Raw genomic sequence first — 20,267 nt, forward strand, 5'->3', positions numbered from 1 at the left:
CGCGCCCTCGGATTGAGGCTCGCGCCACAAAACGGGCCCATCTACTACGTTTAGCTGAATACCCTCGACCATACCGGACATTGTGAAATTAAAACCGCTGGTAGACAGCTTGGTAATTTTCAAAATAGGCGGGTATGGTCGACCCCTATGGCTTAAACGTAGTAAATAGGCCGTTTTCGTGGCACAGGCCCCGATTAGCTACTTGCGGAGGGCGTTGTCTAGGGTGGACGCTACTACCAGAGGATTGTCGATACCGGCGAAGAGGCGGATGGTGCTCCCCTGCTTGCCGCGTGGGGCCGAAAGGCGCGTTGTTGCGCCGCCGGCGGGCGATGTGCGGAATTCGTCTGGCAGTATGCTGAAGAATTCGCCCGCGCTGCATTCGATAAGGTCAAATTCAACTGCCGGGCCAAAACCGTGCTCCAGGATGCCGGTCGCGATGGCGTGATCGGGATGCGAGGTCAGCCCGGGATAGCGCACGTTGCGCACCATCTCGTTCGCGGCCAAATATTCAGCCAGCGCACGGGCGCGGTCGAAATGCGCCTGCATGCGAGTGTCGAGCGTGTCGAGCCCGTGCCCTAGAGCTTCAGCCTCATCGGAGGACAAGTCGAGCGCGATCAATCCGCACCCCTCGAGCAGGGCATGCGCGCACTCGGCAGCGGCGTCCACGCGATGGCGCTTAAGCTGCGAGCGCGCGACCGACGCCGCCACAAGCTTGCGCGGCGCCTCACCGGCGCACGCACGGTCGAGTGCCTCGAGCGACAGCACGGCACCCAAACGCAAAGGATCGCAGCCAAAGATAGAAGTCACCGTGTTGTCAACGACGAGCAGTGCATGGGCCTCACGCGCCGCCCGACCCAGCGCGCGCAGATCGGGCACACGCAGACCAAACCCGCCGATGGAGTTGACGAACCACCACAGGTGCGGACCCTCGGCATCAAACGAAGCATCAAAGCCCTCGGACGCGGCGGCAAACGCCGCAACCGACGGCGGGTCCACGAGCACAACGTCGCAGGCATCAAAGCCGCGCGCAAACGCATCGGCAAAGTCATCGGCAAACGCAACCAGGCGGTCACCGGGACGTACAATCCCCAACAGCGACAGCGCCGCCGGCACATGCGGGGCCGCAACAAGACGCGCCTCACGCGCGCTGGCCCTCAAAGCCCAGGCCTCTTCTAGCTGCTGTACGCCCATACGGTACCGTCCCTTCAAAACAAAAACCCACGATGCGGGTGTTCCCCGCATCGTGGCCAACGGCTGCAGTATAGCGCCTATATGCGACGAATCGCCTAGATGTTGAGCGTGTGATAGGTCACACTCGCACCCGGAGCGTCAACGGTCACGCCATAGGCCTCGGGATAGATGCGCGTCGAAAACACGAGCGCGCCATCGTTCACAAACACCTCGACCGAAGAGGCATCGCCAACAATGCGCACGCTACGAACCTCGTCGACGGGCTCCCAGCGCACGGTACGACCGCAGCCGGCAGAAGTGCGACCCTCGTCGGTAAATCGCATCTCAAAACGCGTGGGCAGTTCGCCCTCGGCGGGCACAAACGCCAGCTTCAGCTCGCCATCGACGGTTGCGGTAAACGCACCGTCGACACCGTCAACAACAACGTCAAAGCAGGTATCGCCGGCAACCTCCAACGTGCCCGCCCCCACACGCACCGAGGCATAATGGTGCTCAATCTCGCGCGCCGGCTGTTGCAGCACCACGCCGTCGGCACCGGCTGTAAGCTCACGCGGCACCGTCATGCAGTGCTGCCAGCCGCACGTCACGGTGGGGTCGTTGCCATAGGTCGGCTCATCGGGCATGCCCATCCAGCCGATCAGAATGTGGCGACCATCCTCGGACGTAAACTCCTGCGGAGCATAGAAGTCAAAACCGGCGTCCCACAGGCGGAACTCGCCAAGCTCATAGGCTCCGACACCACCGGTAATGTCGCCCGTTACAGGCATGTAGCCAGCAGCGTATACGTTACCGCGGTCCCAACGACCGCCCTCGAGCCCCTGGGGAGAGAAGGACAGCCACTTCGCCGGTACACCGCCATCCGTCTCAAGCTCCAGATACCCCGGGCACTCCCACATAAAGCCAAAGCGCTCGGGCGTAGAGACACGGCTCTCGAGCTCCCAGCTGAGCATATCAGCCGAGCCGTACACCAAGATCTCGCCCACATCGCGACCGGCGCCCTCGCCATGCATGGCGCAAAAACGGCTCTCGACATGCGGACCGTCAACGTGACGACGCGCGCCCAGCACCATGTGGTAACGCCCATCATCATCGCGCCACACCTTGGGGTCACGCACGTGGCAGGTCAAATCCTCGGGATAATCCTCGGACGCCAGCACCACGCGCTTTTGGCTGAACGTCTGTCCATCGACACTCTCGACATACACGGTGTCGGCGCGACGGCCGGAGTTGACATAGTCAAAAACGCCGTCCGCATCGGGGAGCTTAACGTTGCCGGTATAGAGCACGCGAATGCGACCGTCCTCGACCAATGCCGAGCCCGAATACACGCCATGGCAGTCGAACGGCTCGTCGGGAAGCAGTGGCGCGCCAACATACTCCCAGTTCATAAGGTCACGGCTCGTGGCATGGCCCCACATCTTGACGCCGCCGTTCACATCAAACGGGGCATACTGAAAGTACGCGTGAAACACGCCATCTGCCTGGCAAAGACCGTTGGGGTCGTTGAGCCAGCCCGTGGGCGGCATAATATGAAAATGCTGAGCATAGGGCCCGTGACCGCGCTCGGCGGCCGCGGCATCCATGTTGGCAACGAGCTTGGAAAGATCGCGCTGAAGTGCGTTAGACATGTCGGTATCCAATCGAATTAAATCAACGAACGCTCAAATCAAGGGTTCCAGATTAAGAAAACGCCCACAGGATGGAGCCTGCGGGCGTTTTGTTTACGCGAATCCTACGCCTGCTCGGAAGCCTTGGGCTCGTCCTTATACAGGACAAACGAGACGGCAAAGGAAACCAGCGCGGCGACCGCAAACATGATCGCGTACTGCACGGGCTGGGCCAGGCACAGCAGGATACCGAAGATACCCGTAACACCCGTGCCGGAGGCAGCCAGCGAAGTGAGCGCGCAGACCAGGGCACCGCAACCGCCGCCGATGCAGCCGGCGATGAAGGGCTTAAAGAAGCGCAGGTTCACACCAAAGATGGCAGGCTCGGTAATGCCCATGAAGGCGGACAGGGCCGAAGGAAGCGCCAGACCCTTGATCTTGGCATCGCGGGTCTTAAAGGCAACGGCGAGCGCGGCACCACCCTGGGCGATGTTGGCAGCGCTGGCGATGGGCAGCCAATAGGTCACACCGTACTGAGCGAGCTGGCCCAGATCGATGGCGGTGTACATCTGGTGGATACCGGTAACGACCGTGGGGGCATAGAACAGGCCGACGATAAAGGAACCGATGCCAAAGGGCAGGGTGAGCAGGGCCTGAATCAGACCGAGAATGGCGTTCTCGGCCCACACGAAGATGGGGCCGACGGCAACGAGGGTCACGAGCACGGTCACGAACACCGAGACGAGCGGGGTCACAAAGAGGTCGAACATCTCGGGAACGATCTTGTGGAGGCGCTTCTCCAAGAAGGCGAGGATGGCGCAGGCGATGACGATCGGGATCACATGGCCCTGATAGCCAACCCACTCAAAGCTGTACACGCCGGGGATGACGGTGACCATGGTCTGCAAGCCCTCGGAGGCAACCGTGTAGGCGCTCTGCAGCGAGGAGTTGATGAACGCACCACCGACGACGGCGCCCAGATACGGGTTGGCTCCAAAGGCCTTAGCGGCGGAGTAACCGATCAGGATCTGCAGGATGCCAAAGGACGTTCCCGAGACCAGGTCGGCGATCTTATAAATAAAGTTATTGGTGTCGAGCGCGATAAAGCCGTTGGAGGCCATAAAGTTGAGGGCACTCATGATGCCCAGCAGCAGGCCCGAAGCCACGATGGCGGGGATGATGGGGACAAAAACATCGCCGAGCACCTTAATGGCGCGCATAAAGATGTTCTGCTGCTGCGCGGCGGCCTCCTTGACCTCGGCCTTGGTGGCAGCCTCGACGCCGCTGAGCGTAATGAACTCGTCGTAGACCTTGTTGACGGTGCCGGTGCCAAAAATAATCTGAAGCTGGCCCTGGGCCTCAAAGACGCCCTTAGCGCCGTCGATATTCTCGAGGGCCTCCTTGTCAACCTTCGCGTTATCGGCAACCACCAGGCGCAGACGCGTGGCGCAGTGTGCGGCCGAAACAACGTTGCCGGCGCCACCGATGTTGTCGAGCACCTCTTGGGCTGATTTGCGGTAGTCCATGACTTCCCTTTCCTCCAACGGGTGCATGCGCACCCGACTACCTTTGACACTTACACTGTAATCGTTTTCAGTTTCATATGTCTGTAATCGTTTTCATAGTAGGGTGAACGGTAGGAAAAAGCCGGCGAATGGTAGTTTTACCGCAAAAACAGGGGCCTCAAAGGCAGGCAGACATGCCCAAAGCCTAGACATTCATAAGTTGATGGCCGAGTTTGAGCGTCTTGAGACCGCTCTCCCCCTCCACGCCATCGAGCGTGTTGAGCAACATATTGGTCGCCTCGACGCCACTGGTCAGGTAGCCATAATGCACGGTGGGAATGCCGCCCGTCAGCGCGCGCAAAAACGCGTTGTCGCCAAAACCGCTCACGCGGTGTATACCCTCGCCCGTGCCGCGAACCTCATCGATGGCACGCAGCGCGCCCGCCGCCATGGTGTCGGTCGCGCACGCGATAAACGAAACATCGGGGTCGACGGAAAGCAGTTCACGCGCCGCACCATAGCCCGAGTCGAGCGTAAACGAGCCCAGGCGAATTAAGGCGGCATCGAGCGGGTTGCCCGCGGCGCGCAATCCGGCCTCAAAACCGCGACGGCGGTCATAACCAGCCGCGCGGTCTTCTTCAGTAACTCCAATGTAGGCGATCTTGCCATCTACCCGACCCGCGAGCGCCTGGCCCAGCTCAAAGGCAGCCTCGTAATCGTCATGGTAGACGCAAGCCGCGCCCTCAACATTCTGACCGATCAGCACGATGGGCACGCGGCACGATTCAATCGCCCGACGGTGCTCGTCGGTAATCATGGTTGCTACCAGCACAATGCCATCGACCGGGTGGTTTTGGAATAAATCGAGGTATTCGAGCTCGCGATCGGGGGCATTGTCGGTATTGGCAAGCAACATCTGGTAGCCACGACGACCGAGCACCTGGCCGATGCCGGCGGTAATGCGGCTCACGGATTCCGAGTTGATCTTGGGCACGATGACGCCGATGAGCTTGGTGGAGCCGGTGCGCAGCGCGCGAGCCTGGCTGGACCGCACGTATCCGGTCAGCTCAATCGCCTGCTTAATGCGCTCGGCCTTGTCCGCCGAGATATATCCACCGTTGAGGTAGCGCGAGACGGCGGCGCTCGAAACGCCCGCCAGCTCGGCCACATCTTTCATCTTTACCACGAGCACCCCTGTCGTTGAAATCGCTTACACAATGATACCTGTTCGTTCCGGCGTTCTGACGAACGCCGGAACATAGTTAGCCGTGGTATTCGCCGTTGTATTGGATTAACGTCAGGTCCTCCACGCCTTCGAGCGCGCGAATGGCATCCGCATAGGGCATATCCACACCGTCTGAGAACACCTCGACGGCCATCTCCACCTTGTCGCCGCGCATGGTCTTAGACTTAACGGTGAACTTGGTGCGTCCAAATGCACGCACGATATCATCGCCGGTGGTCTGGCCCGTGTAGTGGATGACCATCATGTACACGCGCGCCTTGTCCTGGTGGCTCGCAAAGCCAGCGATCATCGCCACGATCACCACTGCCGTGAGCCCCACGAGCGCATACATGCCGGCGCCCGCCGTAATGCCCGTGGTAATGGCCCAAAACAGATACAGCAGGTCGAGCGGGTCCTTGACCGCCGTACGGTAGCGAACGATGGACAGAGCACCGACCATACCGAGCGAGATGACCACGTTCGTCGAGATCGCGAGCGTGACCATGCAGGTGAGCACGCACATGCCCACGAGCGTCACGGCAAAGCTGCGCGAATACACCACGCCGGTAAAGAAGCGCTTGTACACGTAATAGATCAGGATGCCCATGGCGAGCGCCACGAGCAGCGACAGGCCGATCTTGGCAGGGTCGACCTGGCCAAACGCCTCCAAGACGGAGTTCTTAAAAAAGTCCCTGGTGCTCATGGTCTAAATATCCCCTCGGTTCTCAAAATCCGATTCCCAGTAATTAAAACCGCGCAGGTAGGCGGTCTTTTCGTAACACAGGCAGTACTTGGAGACCGCCGTGAGCTCGGCAGCGCCCGGCGGCACCATATCGCGCACCAACTGCGGGCAAAACTCCGTAAACTTGACCTCCATCACCAGCTTGCCGGGCTCCAGGACCGGCAGCGCGGGCAGCGTCGCGTCAAAGATATCGAAGCTTCCCACCGCGGCACGAACGTTCATGTCAAACGTAATGCGCACGGTGCCCTCATCCATCACCCACGGCTCGCGCTCGTAGTCCACGATGGTCCGCGGGCGCATCATGTTGCAGATGCACTCGATGTAGAACTCACGGCAGAGTTGGTGGGGGCTCCGCAGCAAAAAGTCGTAGTCGCCGGCTAGGATCTGCTCAAACTCGTCGCGCGTGAGCGGCGCGTCCTCCTTGTAGATCCAGCTGCCGTACTTCTTTTTACGCTCGAGCTTAATCACCTTGTCGCTGCCGTTATAGATGCGCACGCGATACTTTTTGCGCATCAGGATACCGGCGTCTTTTTCCTCGTAGGCCGAGTTGCAGTAGTCGTCAAAATACAGGCTGCGGATGGTGTAACCGCCCGCCCGTGCATGCTTGTCCAGCTTAAAGACCGGCGACATGCGACAGGCAAGCGCGGCGTGCTCGCCCTCGTTGATGAGATATTTGAGTTCGTGGCGGTAGCGCTCCTGCGTAGCACGCGCAGGCGGAGCCGCCAGACGCTCAAGCAGCGCGCTAGCCCTCCTCATACGTGTCCTCCACGACCTTGCCGCCATCTTGCACGTAGAAGCACTTCATGCCGTACTGCTTGCCGTCGTCGGTCACGTAATAGTCAAACGCATCTTGCGTATAGCCGTCGGAGTTGGTGGCGCGCACACGCACAAAATATTGCCCGGCATCGGGCGCATCGCAGGTCACCTCGGGGAGCAGCACGTCCTCGGCCTTAAAGATCACGTCAGTAATGGCGTAATCGTGCGCAAGCTCCACGGTATAGCGAATGTCGCGCGCCTTAAAGTCGTAGGACGCATCCCAGTTGATGCGCAGCTTACCGTTATCGGTCTGCGGCACGCCAATGTAGAACGGCATGGGCTTTTTATAGCTCTCGCGATAGCTCTTGTAGTTCCCCTCAATCTCGGAGGGGATGGCCGCGGCGATCTGCTCGTATTCGTCCTTGGTCACGGGCAGGTTATCCAGGTCGGGCGCAGCAAAGACGAGCGGCTCCGTGACCTCGCGATAATGCTCGACCATCTTGCTCAGACGCTCTTCGGTCAAATACGAGCGCAGGTCCTTCACGGCGCTATCGAGCTCGCTGCGGAACGACTTGCTGCGCAACGCGCGGTTAAACAGCACGTTGCCCCAGTAGTTGCTCACGCCGCGCTCCCAGCTCGCATAATCCGAGAACCCGGTCAGGCTCAGCTCAAGCTTGCGCAGCATGCCGTCGTTGTCCCAATCCAGGATGTACCAAACCTTGGAGTTAAGCGGGCTGTACAGATAGCAGTTACGATTCTGCGTATCGCAATTACCCGTCAAGATCTGAAACGCCATCCAATAGACCAGGTTCTCGGTATCGAAGTAGGTGTCGAGCACGTCGTCGATCTTTTGCGTATCGTCGTTGAGCGCATCGAGCATCTCGATCAACTTGGTATGGTCCGAATCGCCCTTAATCTCGAGCATGCCCTCAAACGCCGTCTGGTTATAGTCGGGGTCATCGGCGAGCTTAATGGTGTCCTCAAAGCGATGGAAATCGAAGCTGTTCACCTTATAGAGATGCCCGCTCTTATCCAGACCGTGGGCCTTGAGCGCCGTCTTGTTGAGCTGCTCGACCTGCGTAAACAGACCGTAGTCCTCAAAGGTGTCGTTAGTTTTTTCGGTCTGGTCGCACACCCATAAGTGCACAAACTGCGTGCGCAGGCCCATCATCTGGGGAATGCCACGAATCAGATCGTAGGCCATCTTGTTACGAAAGCGCATGCCCTCGCCCATGTGCTTGTTAAGCGCAATCGCACGTTGCTGGCGCCACGTGCCCTTGCCCTTTTTGAGCTCCACCTTATAGTTCTTTTGTGTATAGGTACTCGACGTCTGACCGCGCACCTGCACCGTGGCGTTGGGCGCCTTCTCGCCATAGCCCACCTCGCCAGCAACGGGACCCTTATCATCGCCAGGCTGCAGCAGGCCCATAACCTGATAGCGCGTCACGCCCATGTCGGCATAGTCATACACCGAGTAGGTATTGATCTCGGCCCAGCTATGATCAGTATTCTCAGAGCTGTTGCCGCGAGAGACCGTCAGGTACATGCATACGATGCCCGAGTCGTCGTAAACCTCGTACAGCTCGTCCTTGTCGCGAAGATGCTTGATCTCGCTAGACGCATCGGCCTTTTTAATCTTGTCCTGCTTCTTGGTCTTTTTTGTCGAGGATTCGTCCTGCGAAGAGCAGCCCGAAAGCAGCAGTGTGCCGGCAGCCGCCTCAATCAAGCGGCGACGCGATATCATCCTATCGGTCATCAGGACCTCCCCAACGATTGCGATACACACGGACCACCGTGCGCTCAAACGCACCATGCGGCTCGCCCTCTAGACGCAGCTCCTCGTAGCGCTGTTCGGCACGGTCGAGCAAGCAGCCCAACTCCGTAAAGCGACCCGTCTTGTCGGTCGCCACAATGGGCTGCTGACTCAGGATACGATACGGCAAGTTGGCGGTATAGGTATCGAGCCGCATGAGCGCCACAACAAAAAACACCGCCGCGCCGAGCAAAAAGCCAAAGCCATAAAACTGCTGCGGAAAGAACAGCGAGACGATGGTCGCCAGCCCCGCCACGCCCGCGAACAGCCCGGAGGCAAGCACGGCGCCTTTGTAGTCGGTAAAGTACAGCAAGATCAGCAGAATCGTGTTGCCCACGGCATACAGGCCATAGCCCACGCACAGCGTGCGAAAATACCCGTGCATCAGGTTATTGAAGCCCAGCGGCAGGGCCGAGAGCACCGTGGTCTCGAGCGAGATGACCGCTGCCGTCACAAACAGCTGCTTGAGCGCGCAAAACCGCAGCTCCCGGTTGAGCGTGGCGAGCATTTCCTCCTCGGCCACCACGATGTCGCCCACCACGCCGCCGTCGTTAAACAGGCTGTAGTAGTCGCGGTAGCGCGGATAGAAGTTGACCTCAACCGACACCACAAAGTTGACGGTCGTGACCAGAATGGTCAAAAACGCAAGCAACGCCGGCACATCATGATAGGGCGCGCCGTAAAACAGGCCTTTGACCTGCACGCCAATGGGCCCTGCCCAAATAATCACCAGGTGCGCAAAAAGCCCCAGGTTGGTAAACAGGCCCGTGAGCGCCAGCGGCATAAATTGGTCGAGCCAGCGCAAAAAGAGCCAGGGGCTGCGATCGCTCTGAGGAAAATACCGGTACAGCAGCACCACATCCCAGGCGAGCATCACACCGTAGCCCAGAGCGATCGAGGCCAGCAGGCCCTCGACGGGCGGCAGCCCCAGCGCCAGCGCCACTAGGGCGCACAAGCACGCCACGCCAATGGCCGCAGCAAAGCTGCACAGGATGCCGCGGTAATCCTTGATGGCCGTGAGATAGCTCATGCCGTTCCAGTTGACGATCATAATGTTGAACAGCCACAGGCACAGCAGCCCCTGCAACAGCGTGGCGCCCGAGAACAGCAAAAAGACGCCGTAGAGCACCGTGCCCGCAACGAGTATGATGGCGTTGGAGCCCCAAAACGAAGGCAAGACCTCTTCTTCGCGCTCGGCAAACAGCATGTCGGCCAAAAAGCGCGTGACAGGCATGGAGAAAAAGCTCGTAAGTGTGAGCGACGCCAGCAGCGTATAGGTCACCATGCACACCAGCAAGTCCTGGTTGGCACGGCCCACACCCCACAGGCCGCACAGCACCAAGATGCCCACCTGCAGCAGCACGCCCAGCAGCATGGGGCCCGTACACACAATGCCGGCGTAGCCGTAGGCGCGCATCGTGGCAAACAGGCCCTTGCGCTTAAACAGGCGTTTGAGCTCAAAACCGATTCCGGCCACCGGCTACACCCCCTCTCTGGACAGGTCAAACGCACGAGCCGTCTCGTCGTACAGCGCGCGATAGTTGGCGAGCATCTGCTCGTGTAGGTAGTAGGTCGCCACGCGACGCTGACCGCGCTCCCCCATTTCCAGGCGGCGGGCACGGCTCGCGCACATGCGCTCCATGGCATCGGCCAGACCCTTGCGATACATGGGCGGGCTCACGAATCCAGCCACGCCAAAGTCGTCGCCGGGGGCGCCCTCGAGCAGCTCACGGCAGCAGCCGACCTCGGTCGTCACGCAGGGGCGACGCGCGCCCAGCGATTCCAGCACGCTCAACGGCTGGCCCTCCGAGATACTCGTCAAAATGGTAAAGTCGAGCTTTTCCATGTACTCGACCACGTTGACGCGGCCGGTAAAGATCAGGTCGCGCACGCCCAGGGTTTCGACCAGCGCGTGGCACTCGGCGCCGTACTCCTCGTCGTCCACGCCACCCATGATGTGCAGGCGCACCTTGGGCAGGCGCTCGTGCAGCTCAAAGAAGGCATAAATCATGGTCTTGACATCCTTGATGGGCGCCAGGCGCACCACCGCGCCAATGTCCACCCAGCCGTCATCGGGCTTTAAGGGAATATCCTTAAAGCGATCGAACTGGATGCCGTTGGGGATGACCAGGCATTTGTCCGCATCGCAGCCCATATCAATCTGCGTCTTGCGGGCGTTGTGAAACAGGCTCGTCACGCGAAAGGCGCGACGGTAGATCTCCTCCGAAAGCAGGTAGAAAAAGCGAATCCAGCGGTCCTTAAACGACGGCACCACCCAATCGGCGCGAATGATCTCTTCCTCGCGCTCGCGGGTATAGATGCCATGCTCGGTCAGCAGCACCGGCGCATGGTGAACGCTTGAGCCCAGGCAGGCGAGCAGGCCACCGTAGCCGGTCGAGATGGCATGGTACACATCGGCCACCGGCACCTCGCTGCCCAACAGGTAGAGCACGGGCAGCAACATGGAGCGCATGGTGTGGAATGCATCGGCAAAGGGCGTGTAGGGATACTCGGCCAGGCACACATCGCGAAAGATATCCATAAACGTGCGGCTCTGCAAAAACGAGAGCGGATGCACGCGACGGCGGTGGAAGATATCGAATAACACGTCCCAGTCCGGATTGGAGAGCGACACCAGACGGCGTAGCGCCTCGCGCTCACGGTCGTTAAAACTGGCTTCGTGCTGCTCGCCCGAAAGCCGCAGGGCATCGTCCAGGAACACCTCGTGCACCTCGACCACGTTGCAGGGCAGCTCGTAGACAAATTTGCCGCGGTCGGCAGCATGCGCGCCAATCACCCACAGCACGAACTCGTGCTCGGGCATGGCCTGGATATAGCCATGCATCCAGGTAGATACGCCGCCGTGCACATAGGGGTAGCAACCCTCGAGTACCAAGCAGATTCTCATCTGTCGCCACCCTCCTTGCGCTCGATCGTCAGGGTCTTATCATTTGCCTTGAGCAGATACAGATTGCCCGTAAGGTGCGTTAGTTCGCCACCCGTCACCGCACCTGGCTCGCCATTATTGGCGCGGAACATGAGCCACGCCTCGTCGTGAAAATTGCCCAGACTGAGCGTCCAGGCATCCGCGCTGGTATCCATGCCCACCGTCACCGACGAAAAGCGCTGGATGGCGCCCGAGCATTCCGAGCCGGTCTGGCGACGCAGGCCGGGCGCAAACTTGGTAAGCCAGTCCAGGTAGTCGGTCAGGCCGCCCTTGTAGACCTCCCAGCCCTCCGTAGCGCCGCGATCGGGGTCCAAAAGGTCGTCCGGGTGCATAAAGTGCGTGCTTACGTAGTGCATGTTGAGCTCGGATACGGCAGCCAGGCGCATATAGGAATCGCCGACCATACCGCCCGAGACAATGCGCGGCTGCTCCACAATGCCATCGCTCGCCACGCCAAACTCCTGCACGTACGGCAGGTCGGTGCCATCCTCAAAATACGTACTGGCGATGGTCTTAATGCGCGGAACGTCGGTGCCGATAAGCTTGCGCGCTCGGGCCGAAAGGATATTCGACGGCGGCACGTAGACCGAGCCGTGCGCGTTGGGCAGCACCTCGTCCTGGAAAGCGATAAGCTCGTTGAGCGATGCGACAAGCGTTTCCTTGTTCTTCCACGTCTTGTAGTCGTACAACGTGCCGTAGTCGGTGTCCCAGAGCGCAAGCGGCTGATGGTTGTAGCCGTGAAAGCCCAGCTCGCCGCCCATCTGAAGCAGCATGCCGCCAAAATAGCGGAACTGCGTGGTATCGGCCTGTCGCGCGGGCTCGGTCTGGTTGACCGCGTCCTCGTAGTTTTCGATCATCACGCCGGTATAGCGAATGCCATATTTTTGCGCGAGCTTTTGCAGATCGGGCCACCAGACCTTGGTGTAAAAATCGGCAATGGAAAGGCCGTAGTCACGTTTGACGTACGTGCCGTCGCCCGAGGGAACGGGGCTCGGGAAATCGTCCAGGTAAAACACCGCGCTATTGATGACCGGATAGGCCGTGGCATCGCCCAACAGGCTCACGGCCGCGGCATAGAAACCACGCATAACCTTGTCGTAGATACCGATATTGCACACCACGGTACGCCCGGTGCCGCAATCGCTCGACCAAATAAGCGGAGTACCCGTGTCGCCGGTTTTAGCCCACACGTGAGCCGTCTCACGCAGCGAAACCGAGAGCGACGAATCGAAGGGATCCGACAACTCATAACGCTGTCCACCGCCGATCATAAAGTCCTCGCTCGGCACGATGCTCTCTGCCGTCGTATATTCATAGCTGGCAGAATCGATGCCTAGCTTGGGACCGATTGCCTGCAGATAGCTCGAATTGTCCGGTGTCATGGCGAGCATCAGCGAACCGCCGGAGCTCACCCAGCTCATGATGTCGGAGAGGTGCGTACCGAGCCCATCGATCGAAGGCATCAGTAAAATCACGCGGTCGAAAGATGTGAGGGAAGGAATCGCATCAACACCATCGGTGGCAATATCCACATCGCGGTGGGCAATTTTCATGTCGAGCAGAATCTGGTCAAACTGCTCTTTGACGTCCTCGACGCCATCTTGGCCCGAGTCGGTAATAACCAAGCACGTGGGCTTTTGGCCAAACATCGCCGAGCTTGCCGGCACCGCATCGTTGGCGGCGAGCATACCCAGCTTATGCTGCCCGGCGCTGTACTGCACGCCGGCACGCTCGATCAACAGCACAGCGGCCATGGCGATAAAGACAGCCCATACCACGAGCAGCCCTATCCAACGAAAATGGCCCGCACGCTCGCGGATATGTTGCACCACGCTCATCGGGCCTCCTCTCCTTCACGCCAAAATGCCAGCCTCTCGCGATTTTCGGCATTCAAATACACGTGCTGCTTGTCGATCGCGTCGACTACACGCCGCACCGCCTGCCCATCGCGACGAATCACAGCCAAGCGCAAGCAGAGCATCCACACGTCCTGCTCGTCTGACGCATCGATCACCAACTGGCTAGCGACGTCCTCTGCCTTATTGATCTCGCCGGCATCGGCCAGCGCCGTGGCATAGCGAATGCGCAGCGCAGGCCCGTCCTCGCGTTCGCAACGACGCGCGAGCAGGCGTGCATACTGCTGACGCTGAATCTGTGCCACGCGGCCTTCTGCCAAACCCGAGTCCAAATAGGCGCCCAAAAAGTCGCAATACGCATCCAAGTTATGCGAGCTTGGATCGGTCTTAAACGCGCGCTCCAACTGCTGCAGTTTAAGGTCGGACTCCTTGGAAATCTGCGCCACCGCCGTCGCGGCATAGTGCGCGACCTCGACATCGTCGTTGAGTTTTGCTGCCTGCAACTGTGCCAGGTACGCATCCGGATCCTCGGTAAGCATGGAGAGCATCAGACGGCGGCGGTCGCCCGGGTCGTTAACAATCAGCGCTTCCTCGAGCGGCACCACGCCATCATCGCCCTCGCGCCCCTGCACCAGCATGCTGCGATGCATGTCGTCGTTAATGCGCAGCGACTCCAGCGTGGCATCCTTAAGGTCGTCACCGAACACCGCGCTACGCAGCGAGAGCAGCACCACGAGCAACGGGCCCCACAGCGGTACGAGCACCATCACGGCAAGCATGTGCCCGCGAACCGGCAGCAGGCCCAGTTTCATAAGCGTCCACAGCACCAGACAAACCAGCGCATGAAGTAATAGCAGTACGGCAGCAACGACAAGCGAGATCAAGCGGCCTCCCCCTCACCGTTGCCAGCGGGCGCAATGCGCTGCAGCAGGGCCACAACATCCTCGCTGTCGACGGGCTCCACCGTAATGTGCTTGGCGTCCAAGCGCGCACAAATAACGGGAAGGTCGGCCTCGGTCGCCTGACGCATGAGCAGGTAAAGCGTGTCGCCATCGACCAGGCCTGCAGCATCGCTCTCGCGAATCGCCGACCCAATGGCGCCGACCAGCTCGCCAACAGGCTCCATGCCCGGCACCACGCGCAGGAGCAAGAAGCTCCCCATCTTGTTGTCCGCAAGCGCTTGCTCGGCGGCAAGCTCCCGGCCAAAGGCATCGTGGTTGAGCACGCACGTGCCGGCAACGCAGCGCTTATCCTGCGCCACGGCCTCGTAATCGAAGGCGCGTCCCAGCGCGCTTTCCACCAGGCCGCACAGGATGCGGAACAGGTTTTGGTAGTACAGGGTCATTTGGCTTTCGGCCACGTGACGCACAAAGATCAACACGGCGGGGGCTCCATCGCGCTCGATCGCATAGCCAAACATCGGAAGCCCCGGCGTCAGTGCGCGGTTCACCCACAAACCAGAGATCGAGCCTTGGAGCACGGGCGCAAGGTCGTCGAGCGAGAGCGAGCGCGGCACATTGTTGGAAATCGCCGGGCTCGCCGCTACCAGGCGCGCAAATGCCCCGCCCGAAACATGGTAGATTGTCACCGAATCGTTCTCGAGAATCTCGCCCAGCAGCTCGCAGCACTTGCGGTATATATCACGCGGGTTGAGTACGTCGAGCTCCTGTGTCACGGCAAATATCTTGCCAAAGCTGTCGTGACGTCCCACAATCTGTCGCTTATAGGCACGCTTGTCCTCGATTGCGTCGTGATAGAGCCGCGTTAGGAACGTATTGCGGTTTCGAACAAGCTCGTTCTCGTCACGCTCCGCCTTAATTGCCTCGCTGTTGCGCAGCTGTACATAGCCGCACACGGCACCCACCACAAAGTACGCAATAAACGGCAGCCAGTTGGAAGGCTCATAGAACAAGCCCTGAAAGGTGTAACCGTACAGGGCAAAATAACTCACCGCCAGACCAATCGACGCCAGCAGTGCGGCGACCAGACCAAAATCGAGCCCGTAGAGCGTGCCAATCAGGACCACATAGAGCAGACGATAGTCGAGCACGTTGAGCTGGGCCGATTGGGAGAACAGATGCTCCAGCACCTCGAACAGCACCCATGCGAAGCCCGTCTCCAGGCATTTAATGGGCAGAGTGCGCAGCTGAATGCGATCGATGGCCGCACGTAAGGGGTTGGCCTTTTTGGTGCGGGTGTTAACCCAGCGGGCGTGGATGGTCGAAAGGTCGCGCAGCAGGTCGTAACGCTGGAACCAGCCGTAGCGCTTGCGAGCGACATCGCCTGCGGGCAACGCATAGCCGGTCGACTCGCCATAGGCAACGGACAGCCCGGGGAACAGACCCTGGAGCGCGCCGCCCAAGTCGTCCGTCGTGCGATGGAAAGCATCTGCAACGTCGAGCGTCTCAAAAGTCGCATCCCAACTGTCAAAGACGCGATGCACCAGCACCGCTAGCTCCTCCGCGCACAGCAGGGGAAACGGCGCGTCCGCGGCACCTTGGAGCGCCACCGACCCGGTCGAGCACGCCTCGAACAGCGGCACCAAGAAGGGGTCGTTGAGCGCCGCGGAGGCGGTATACAGATAGGGCGTGCACAGGATCTTGACCTGGATATCGTCTTGCGAGGCATAGTAGCGGCACAGATCATTGGCCGCGCGGGCGATAATGCCCTTACCCGTTTGGGCGGCAGCATCTGTGGCATCAAGCGAATCGGCATTGCTCGACGCGCCGCCAGCACCCTCCGCACCTGCAGGACCCGCCACATACAGCAGCTGCACACGGCGGCCCATGCAGGCACGAAACACCGAGCGCAGCAGCTCAATGTCGCCAAAGGTCTCGGTATGCGGAGTGAGATAAGTGGAGAGATAGACCACGCGGTCAAACTCGTAGGCCTGATCCAGGTGGCGCAGCAACTCTTTCCACGAGCTGTGGGACGATGACTCGCGCTGTGCATCGTCGGCAGCTACAACCTGAACATGATCGTCGGGGAACGCCTTGGCACAAAAGTCGTCGTCAACATACGCGGTATTGCCAACAACCAGCACCTCCATGACGCGCCCCTTCCCTAAAATTCCACTTTTGCCATAGTCAAACATGCGTATTGTACGCTGTCAACGCAAGCCGAGGCGCCTTTAAGGCTGTCTTAAGAACTTTTTTAGAGGATGGGGTGAGGGCCCGAGGATTAGTTGAAATGCTAGGCCAGAGAAGATGACCGCATACCTTCACGTTGAACAAAAGGCAACTCAACAGACGGACAGAAAAAGTCACGTCAAACTCTGAATTCTATTAGGCTATCGAAGATGATGACGTATGTTCCTTAGTAATGAAGTTATTTATTCAGCGATCGCTCGGCCCCAATCCAGGCAATTGCCTTTAAAAAGCCCGAAAAAACAAGAATAGCTCCAAAGTACAAAAAATACTCAATGCATGAACCCGCGATTTCAATTGAATCTGCAGCTCCTGAATGGTAAAACGCGTAAGCTGCAGCACAGATGGAGACAGCGCACGCAAACCCTGTCATACACAACATTACAACCACCGCACAATGCACCATCGATAACACGATATCAAACAAGCAACGCTTCCCATAATGAGAAGCAACCTTCGCGGCTCTTAAATATAGAGCATCCTTCACTTCAGTGTCAGTTGCCTTATTCGCAAGTGAAATTAAATCTTCAAGCTCCTCCCTAGCAGAAGGAATCAATGTCTTTTTGCCAGCAAAATAGGTCAATAACGAACCGAAAGCCCCACTAAAGAAAGATGCAAATAATTCAGCCATGCAATTACCTTTCCTTTTGAACCGTAGAAATGTCTATCAATAAAATAGTGTGTACAGACAAGAAAGCTCATCGAAATATAACGAAATCTATGCAGCATACGTTGCCGCAGGAACTCAAATCTCAATAATTCGAGCCCACGGATTCGAAATAGATGCAACAGGATGGACTAAAAAGTTAGAGTAAGTAAATACTCGTTTAAGCCTTGCAGGATATCACGAAGCAATGCAAATAATGTTCGCGGGCACCGGGGTCCGGCGCGCGCCGCGCGCCTAGGGTTTTCTACAACGCCAGGAGGTCGCAGGTGGCGGCTAACGCCGAGCTTCCGGCGAACAAGTCCGGGATAGGCGGGGCTCTGGCAGCCCAGGCGCCGAGTGGGCAGAATCGACTCACGGGCGTTCCGCGGGCGCTACGCCGCCACCGTGACCGCCATATAACACATGTCTTGCAGCCCGTGCTGGACGGGCGCTGCCTAAGGACGGCGGCAATCCTTAAGGAGGCCGAGCGGGATTCCCTGGCATACCTAGATTCCCACCGTCGCACACGAAGTCCTGTACACCAACAACGACCAGGGGCGGACGAACCGCGAGATAGAGCGCGGATCGAGGGTGATGCACGCATTCCCTCGACGGCATCGCTGGCGCGGTTGGGCGGCGCGCTGTCAGGCGCAAGCCATTCACCACCGCAGCAGCAAAAGAACACTAAGCAAACTTTGAGAAGAGTTTGCGCGCCTTATACAACTTGGCACCCAAATACTCTTCTTTCATATCCACCTGATTTTCAAACAGTTTGAGGACCTTTGCACAAATGGCCTTCTTTACCGCTCTGTTGCCCTCAGCACCCCTTCGCTTGATAGCTCGATCGATAGATTTTTCAATTGCTTCCATAGTTTTGGAACGATTAGCACACAAGTTGGTACCCGACGCGTTAAGCCCGAGCGTAACCTCAAGGTCTCGCCGCACGCTTCCATCAACAGCATCAATACGCCCGTCTCGATGATAGAAAATGCTATCAAGCGTATAAGGCTTGGTCGGATCAACCGTAAGGGGCTCGTTGCCACGTCGCTTGTCACACGTTGCCCCACCACGTCCGTCACAAACGGCGACTAGGTTGTGATAATCCAGACTTAACTCGCCATCCGGAGCAGAATCCTCAGGATTTTGCGGAATCAAATGCTCAATCGTAGCCAGACGATCACCAACGCCGATCCTGCACGTGCAATAAGCGCAGAGATGGCCCTGCTCCGCAAGCAAGGCCTCCAGAACTTCTCGCTTGCTCTCTCCGCGCAACGCTGTGTAATTAAACGTCGTATCGGGGGTGTTGCGTATGGCCCTCTTGGCCTTGGTAAGCGCCGCAGGCTCTTTTCCCTTAACGATCGGAATCACGACAGCAGCTCCTCAAGCTCAAGTGTCGTCTTAGCGGCAACAACATCGGGATCATCCATGCCCACAAACTCCTCAAGCTTTTGGAGCGCAAGCTTGGCGTCGCCAAAGCGCTCTTCATCAACGGCGCAATTGAACAAATCGAACAATCGAGCCGCCTCTTCAGGTCGAGAGAATGCTCCCAGAACTGTGTTGAGAATATCCCCGGCATCGCGTCCACGCGTCTCCATAGCAGGCACCGTTGCAGTGTCCTCACCAAGAATGCGAATGTTACCACGGGGCACCGATGCAACCACAACAGGCGAATGCGTTGTAACTATAAATTGAACGTTAGGAAATATGCGAACAAGGTCTTCGAGAATCCGCACTTGCCAGCGGGGATGCAAATGAAGGTCGATCTCATCGATCATAACAACGCCAGGCGTCTCGAGCACGCAAGAGCCCAAAGCCGGGTTAAGCGTTGCCATTCGGTACGCGATGTCCGCGAAAAGGCTCAACGTTCCACGATAGCCATCGCTCATAGAGTGCATTCTATCGCGGTGATAAACACCGTCTGCAGTGGCGTATGTAAATACAAGCTGGTTAAGCTCGGCGTCATAGTCAACCATGGCGCCCCTGGTTGACACAGCGGCATCAAAGCAAGACGCGAGCGCCTTTTTTACCGCGGTGAATAATGCGCTCTCTCGCTTATTTTGCCACTCCCAAATCGACTGAGACTTAAACCACGCATTCATGCGGGCTTCATTCGCAGAAGCCCGCAGAGCACCCTCGTAACCGCGCGTTCTATTGGGCGTTGCTTTATCTTTTGACGCCGTTTGCTTCCACAGCCGATCAGTCCCGTAGCGGGCAAGAACGGGCAGAATGACTTCGTTGCCCTTACCGACAAGCTCTTGCAGGCGAGTGCCGGCTTCAATCATGCGTCCGGCATCGGCTTGCGTGGTACGCCCCTTAGCACTCTTCAGCGAGCGCAGCCAGCCAATCTCTTCCCCCAGCGCAATACCCGACGCTTCAACCGACACTGGGTACTGAGACTGAACGTCGAACATGTCGCCCTGTTTGATAACCGCTCCACGAGAATCACCAGGAACTATGCCCGGAGCTTCGGCGTACTCAATTTTCAGAAACAACGTCCCCAGCGCAACGCTGGTTGCATCGATAAGCGTGCTTTTACCCGTACCATTGTCGCCGACCAAAACGGTAAGCTGGCGATCGAATTCAATCAAATATGATTCGAACTTACGGAAGTTGGTTATCTTCAGTTTCTTAATTTGCAACGCAGCGTTAGCGAAGCTCACGATAGCCTCCCGTGATTTATGCTAGTAGCCAATCGAGTTGAAATTCGTGCCGAAATTCTTAATTAGCAGCATTATAGCCAACCACTTCAGACTTCAATTGTGCAGAGAATAATGGGCGGTGCTCATGAGAGCAAATACTCAGCTCACCTTTAAACGATAGCACGGTATATACA

The 20,267-nt window shown here is 58.4% G+C and carries 15 protein-coding genes; all 15 read right to left on the reverse strand.

Features of this window, described 5'->3' with window-relative positions; translation table 11 throughout:
* Window positions 1-198: 198 nt before the first annotated feature.
* Entirely contained in the window at window positions 199-1,191 is a 993-nt protein-coding gene (locus AAA138_RS03575; protein WP_349089591.1) for a PLP-dependent transferase, read from the reverse strand.
* Between the two features lie 95 nt (window positions 1,192-1,286).
* A complete protein-coding gene (locus AAA138_RS03580) occupies window positions 1,287-2,819 on the reverse strand; it encodes a glycoside hydrolase family 32 protein (RefSeq protein ID WP_349089592.1) in 1,533 nt (510 codons plus the stop codon).
* A 104-nt stretch (window positions 2,820-2,923) separates the two neighbouring features.
* A complete protein-coding gene (locus AAA138_RS03585) occupies window positions 2,924-4,324 on the reverse strand; it encodes a PTS transporter subunit EIIC (RefSeq protein ID WP_349089593.1) in 1,401 nt (466 codons plus the stop codon).
* A gap of 184 nt (window positions 4,325-4,508) precedes the next feature.
* Window positions 4,509-5,480: a LacI family DNA-binding transcriptional regulator gene (locus tag AAA138_RS03590; protein ID WP_349089637.1), complete on the reverse strand. Its 972-nt coding sequence runs from the start codon at window positions 5,478-5,480 to the stop codon at window positions 4,509-4,511.
* An 85-nt stretch (window positions 5,481-5,565) separates the two neighbouring features.
* A complete protein-coding gene (locus tag AAA138_RS03595) occupies window positions 5,566-6,231 on the reverse strand; it encodes a DUF4956 domain-containing protein (protein WP_349089595.1) in 666 nt (221 codons plus the stop codon).
* Window positions 6,232-6,234: 3 nt separating this feature from the next.
* Entirely contained in the window at window positions 6,235-7,026 is a 792-nt protein-coding gene (locus tag AAA138_RS03600) for a polyphosphate polymerase domain-containing protein (protein ID WP_349089596.1), read from the reverse strand.
* Window positions 7,013-8,782 carry a CotH kinase family protein gene (locus AAA138_RS03605; protein WP_349089597.1) on the reverse strand — a complete coding sequence of 590 codons (1,770 nt, stop codon included), beginning with the start codon at window positions 8,780-8,782 and terminating at the stop codon, window positions 7,013-7,015. The genes AAA138_RS03600 and AAA138_RS03605 overlap by 14 nt, the downstream gene beginning before the upstream one ends.
* The gene (gene pelG / locus AAA138_RS03610; RefSeq protein WP_349089598.1) at window positions 8,772-10,316 is read right to left on the reverse strand and encodes an exopolysaccharide Pel transporter PelG; all 1,545 of its coding nucleotides are present in this window, start codon (window positions 10,314-10,316) and stop codon (window positions 8,772-8,774) included. Before pelG ends, AAA138_RS03605 begins: the two co-directional genes overlap by 11 nt.
* Window positions 10,317-10,319: 3 nt before the next feature.
* Complete coding sequence (pelF, locus tag AAA138_RS03615; RefSeq protein WP_349089599.1) at window positions 10,320-11,747, reverse strand: GT4 family glycosyltransferase PelF; 1,428 nt, start codon at window positions 11,745-11,747, stop codon at window positions 10,320-10,322.
* Entirely contained in the window at window positions 11,744-13,624 is a 1,881-nt protein-coding gene (locus tag AAA138_RS03620; protein ID WP_349089601.1) for a DUF2194 domain-containing protein, read from the reverse strand. Before AAA138_RS03620 ends, pelF begins: the two co-directional genes overlap by 4 nt.
* Complete coding sequence (locus AAA138_RS03625; protein WP_349089603.1) at window positions 13,621-14,526, reverse strand: hypothetical protein; 906 nt, start codon at window positions 14,524-14,526, stop codon at window positions 13,621-13,623. The genes AAA138_RS03620 and AAA138_RS03625 overlap by 4 nt, the downstream gene beginning before the upstream one ends.
* Window positions 14,523-16,691: a DUF4118 domain-containing protein gene (locus AAA138_RS03630; protein ID WP_349089604.1), complete on the reverse strand. Its 2,169-nt coding sequence runs from the start codon at window positions 16,689-16,691 to the stop codon at window positions 14,523-14,525. Before AAA138_RS03630 ends, AAA138_RS03625 begins: the two co-directional genes overlap by 4 nt.
* Before the next feature lie 278 nt (window positions 16,692-16,969).
* A complete protein-coding gene (locus AAA138_RS03635) occupies window positions 16,970-17,419 on the reverse strand; it encodes a hypothetical protein (RefSeq protein ID WP_349089605.1) in 450 nt (149 codons plus the stop codon).
* Window positions 17,420-18,118: 699 nt separating this feature from the next.
* Window positions 18,119-18,802, reverse strand: coding sequence for a hypothetical protein (locus AAA138_RS03640; protein WP_349089606.1), 684 nt, complete (start codon window positions 18,800-18,802; stop codon window positions 18,119-18,121).
* The gene (locus tag AAA138_RS03645) at window positions 18,799-20,094 is read right to left on the reverse strand and encodes an AAA family ATPase (protein WP_349089607.1); all 1,296 of its coding nucleotides are present in this window, start codon (window positions 20,092-20,094) and stop codon (window positions 18,799-18,801) included. The genes AAA138_RS03640 and AAA138_RS03645 overlap by 4 nt, the downstream gene beginning before the upstream one ends.
* Window positions 20,095-20,267 lie beyond the last annotated feature (173 nt).

Source organism: Collinsella sp. CLA-JM-H32B (assembly GCF_040098065.1).
Classification (GTDB): domain Bacteria; phylum Actinomycetota; class Coriobacteriia; order Coriobacteriales; family Coriobacteriaceae; genus Collinsella.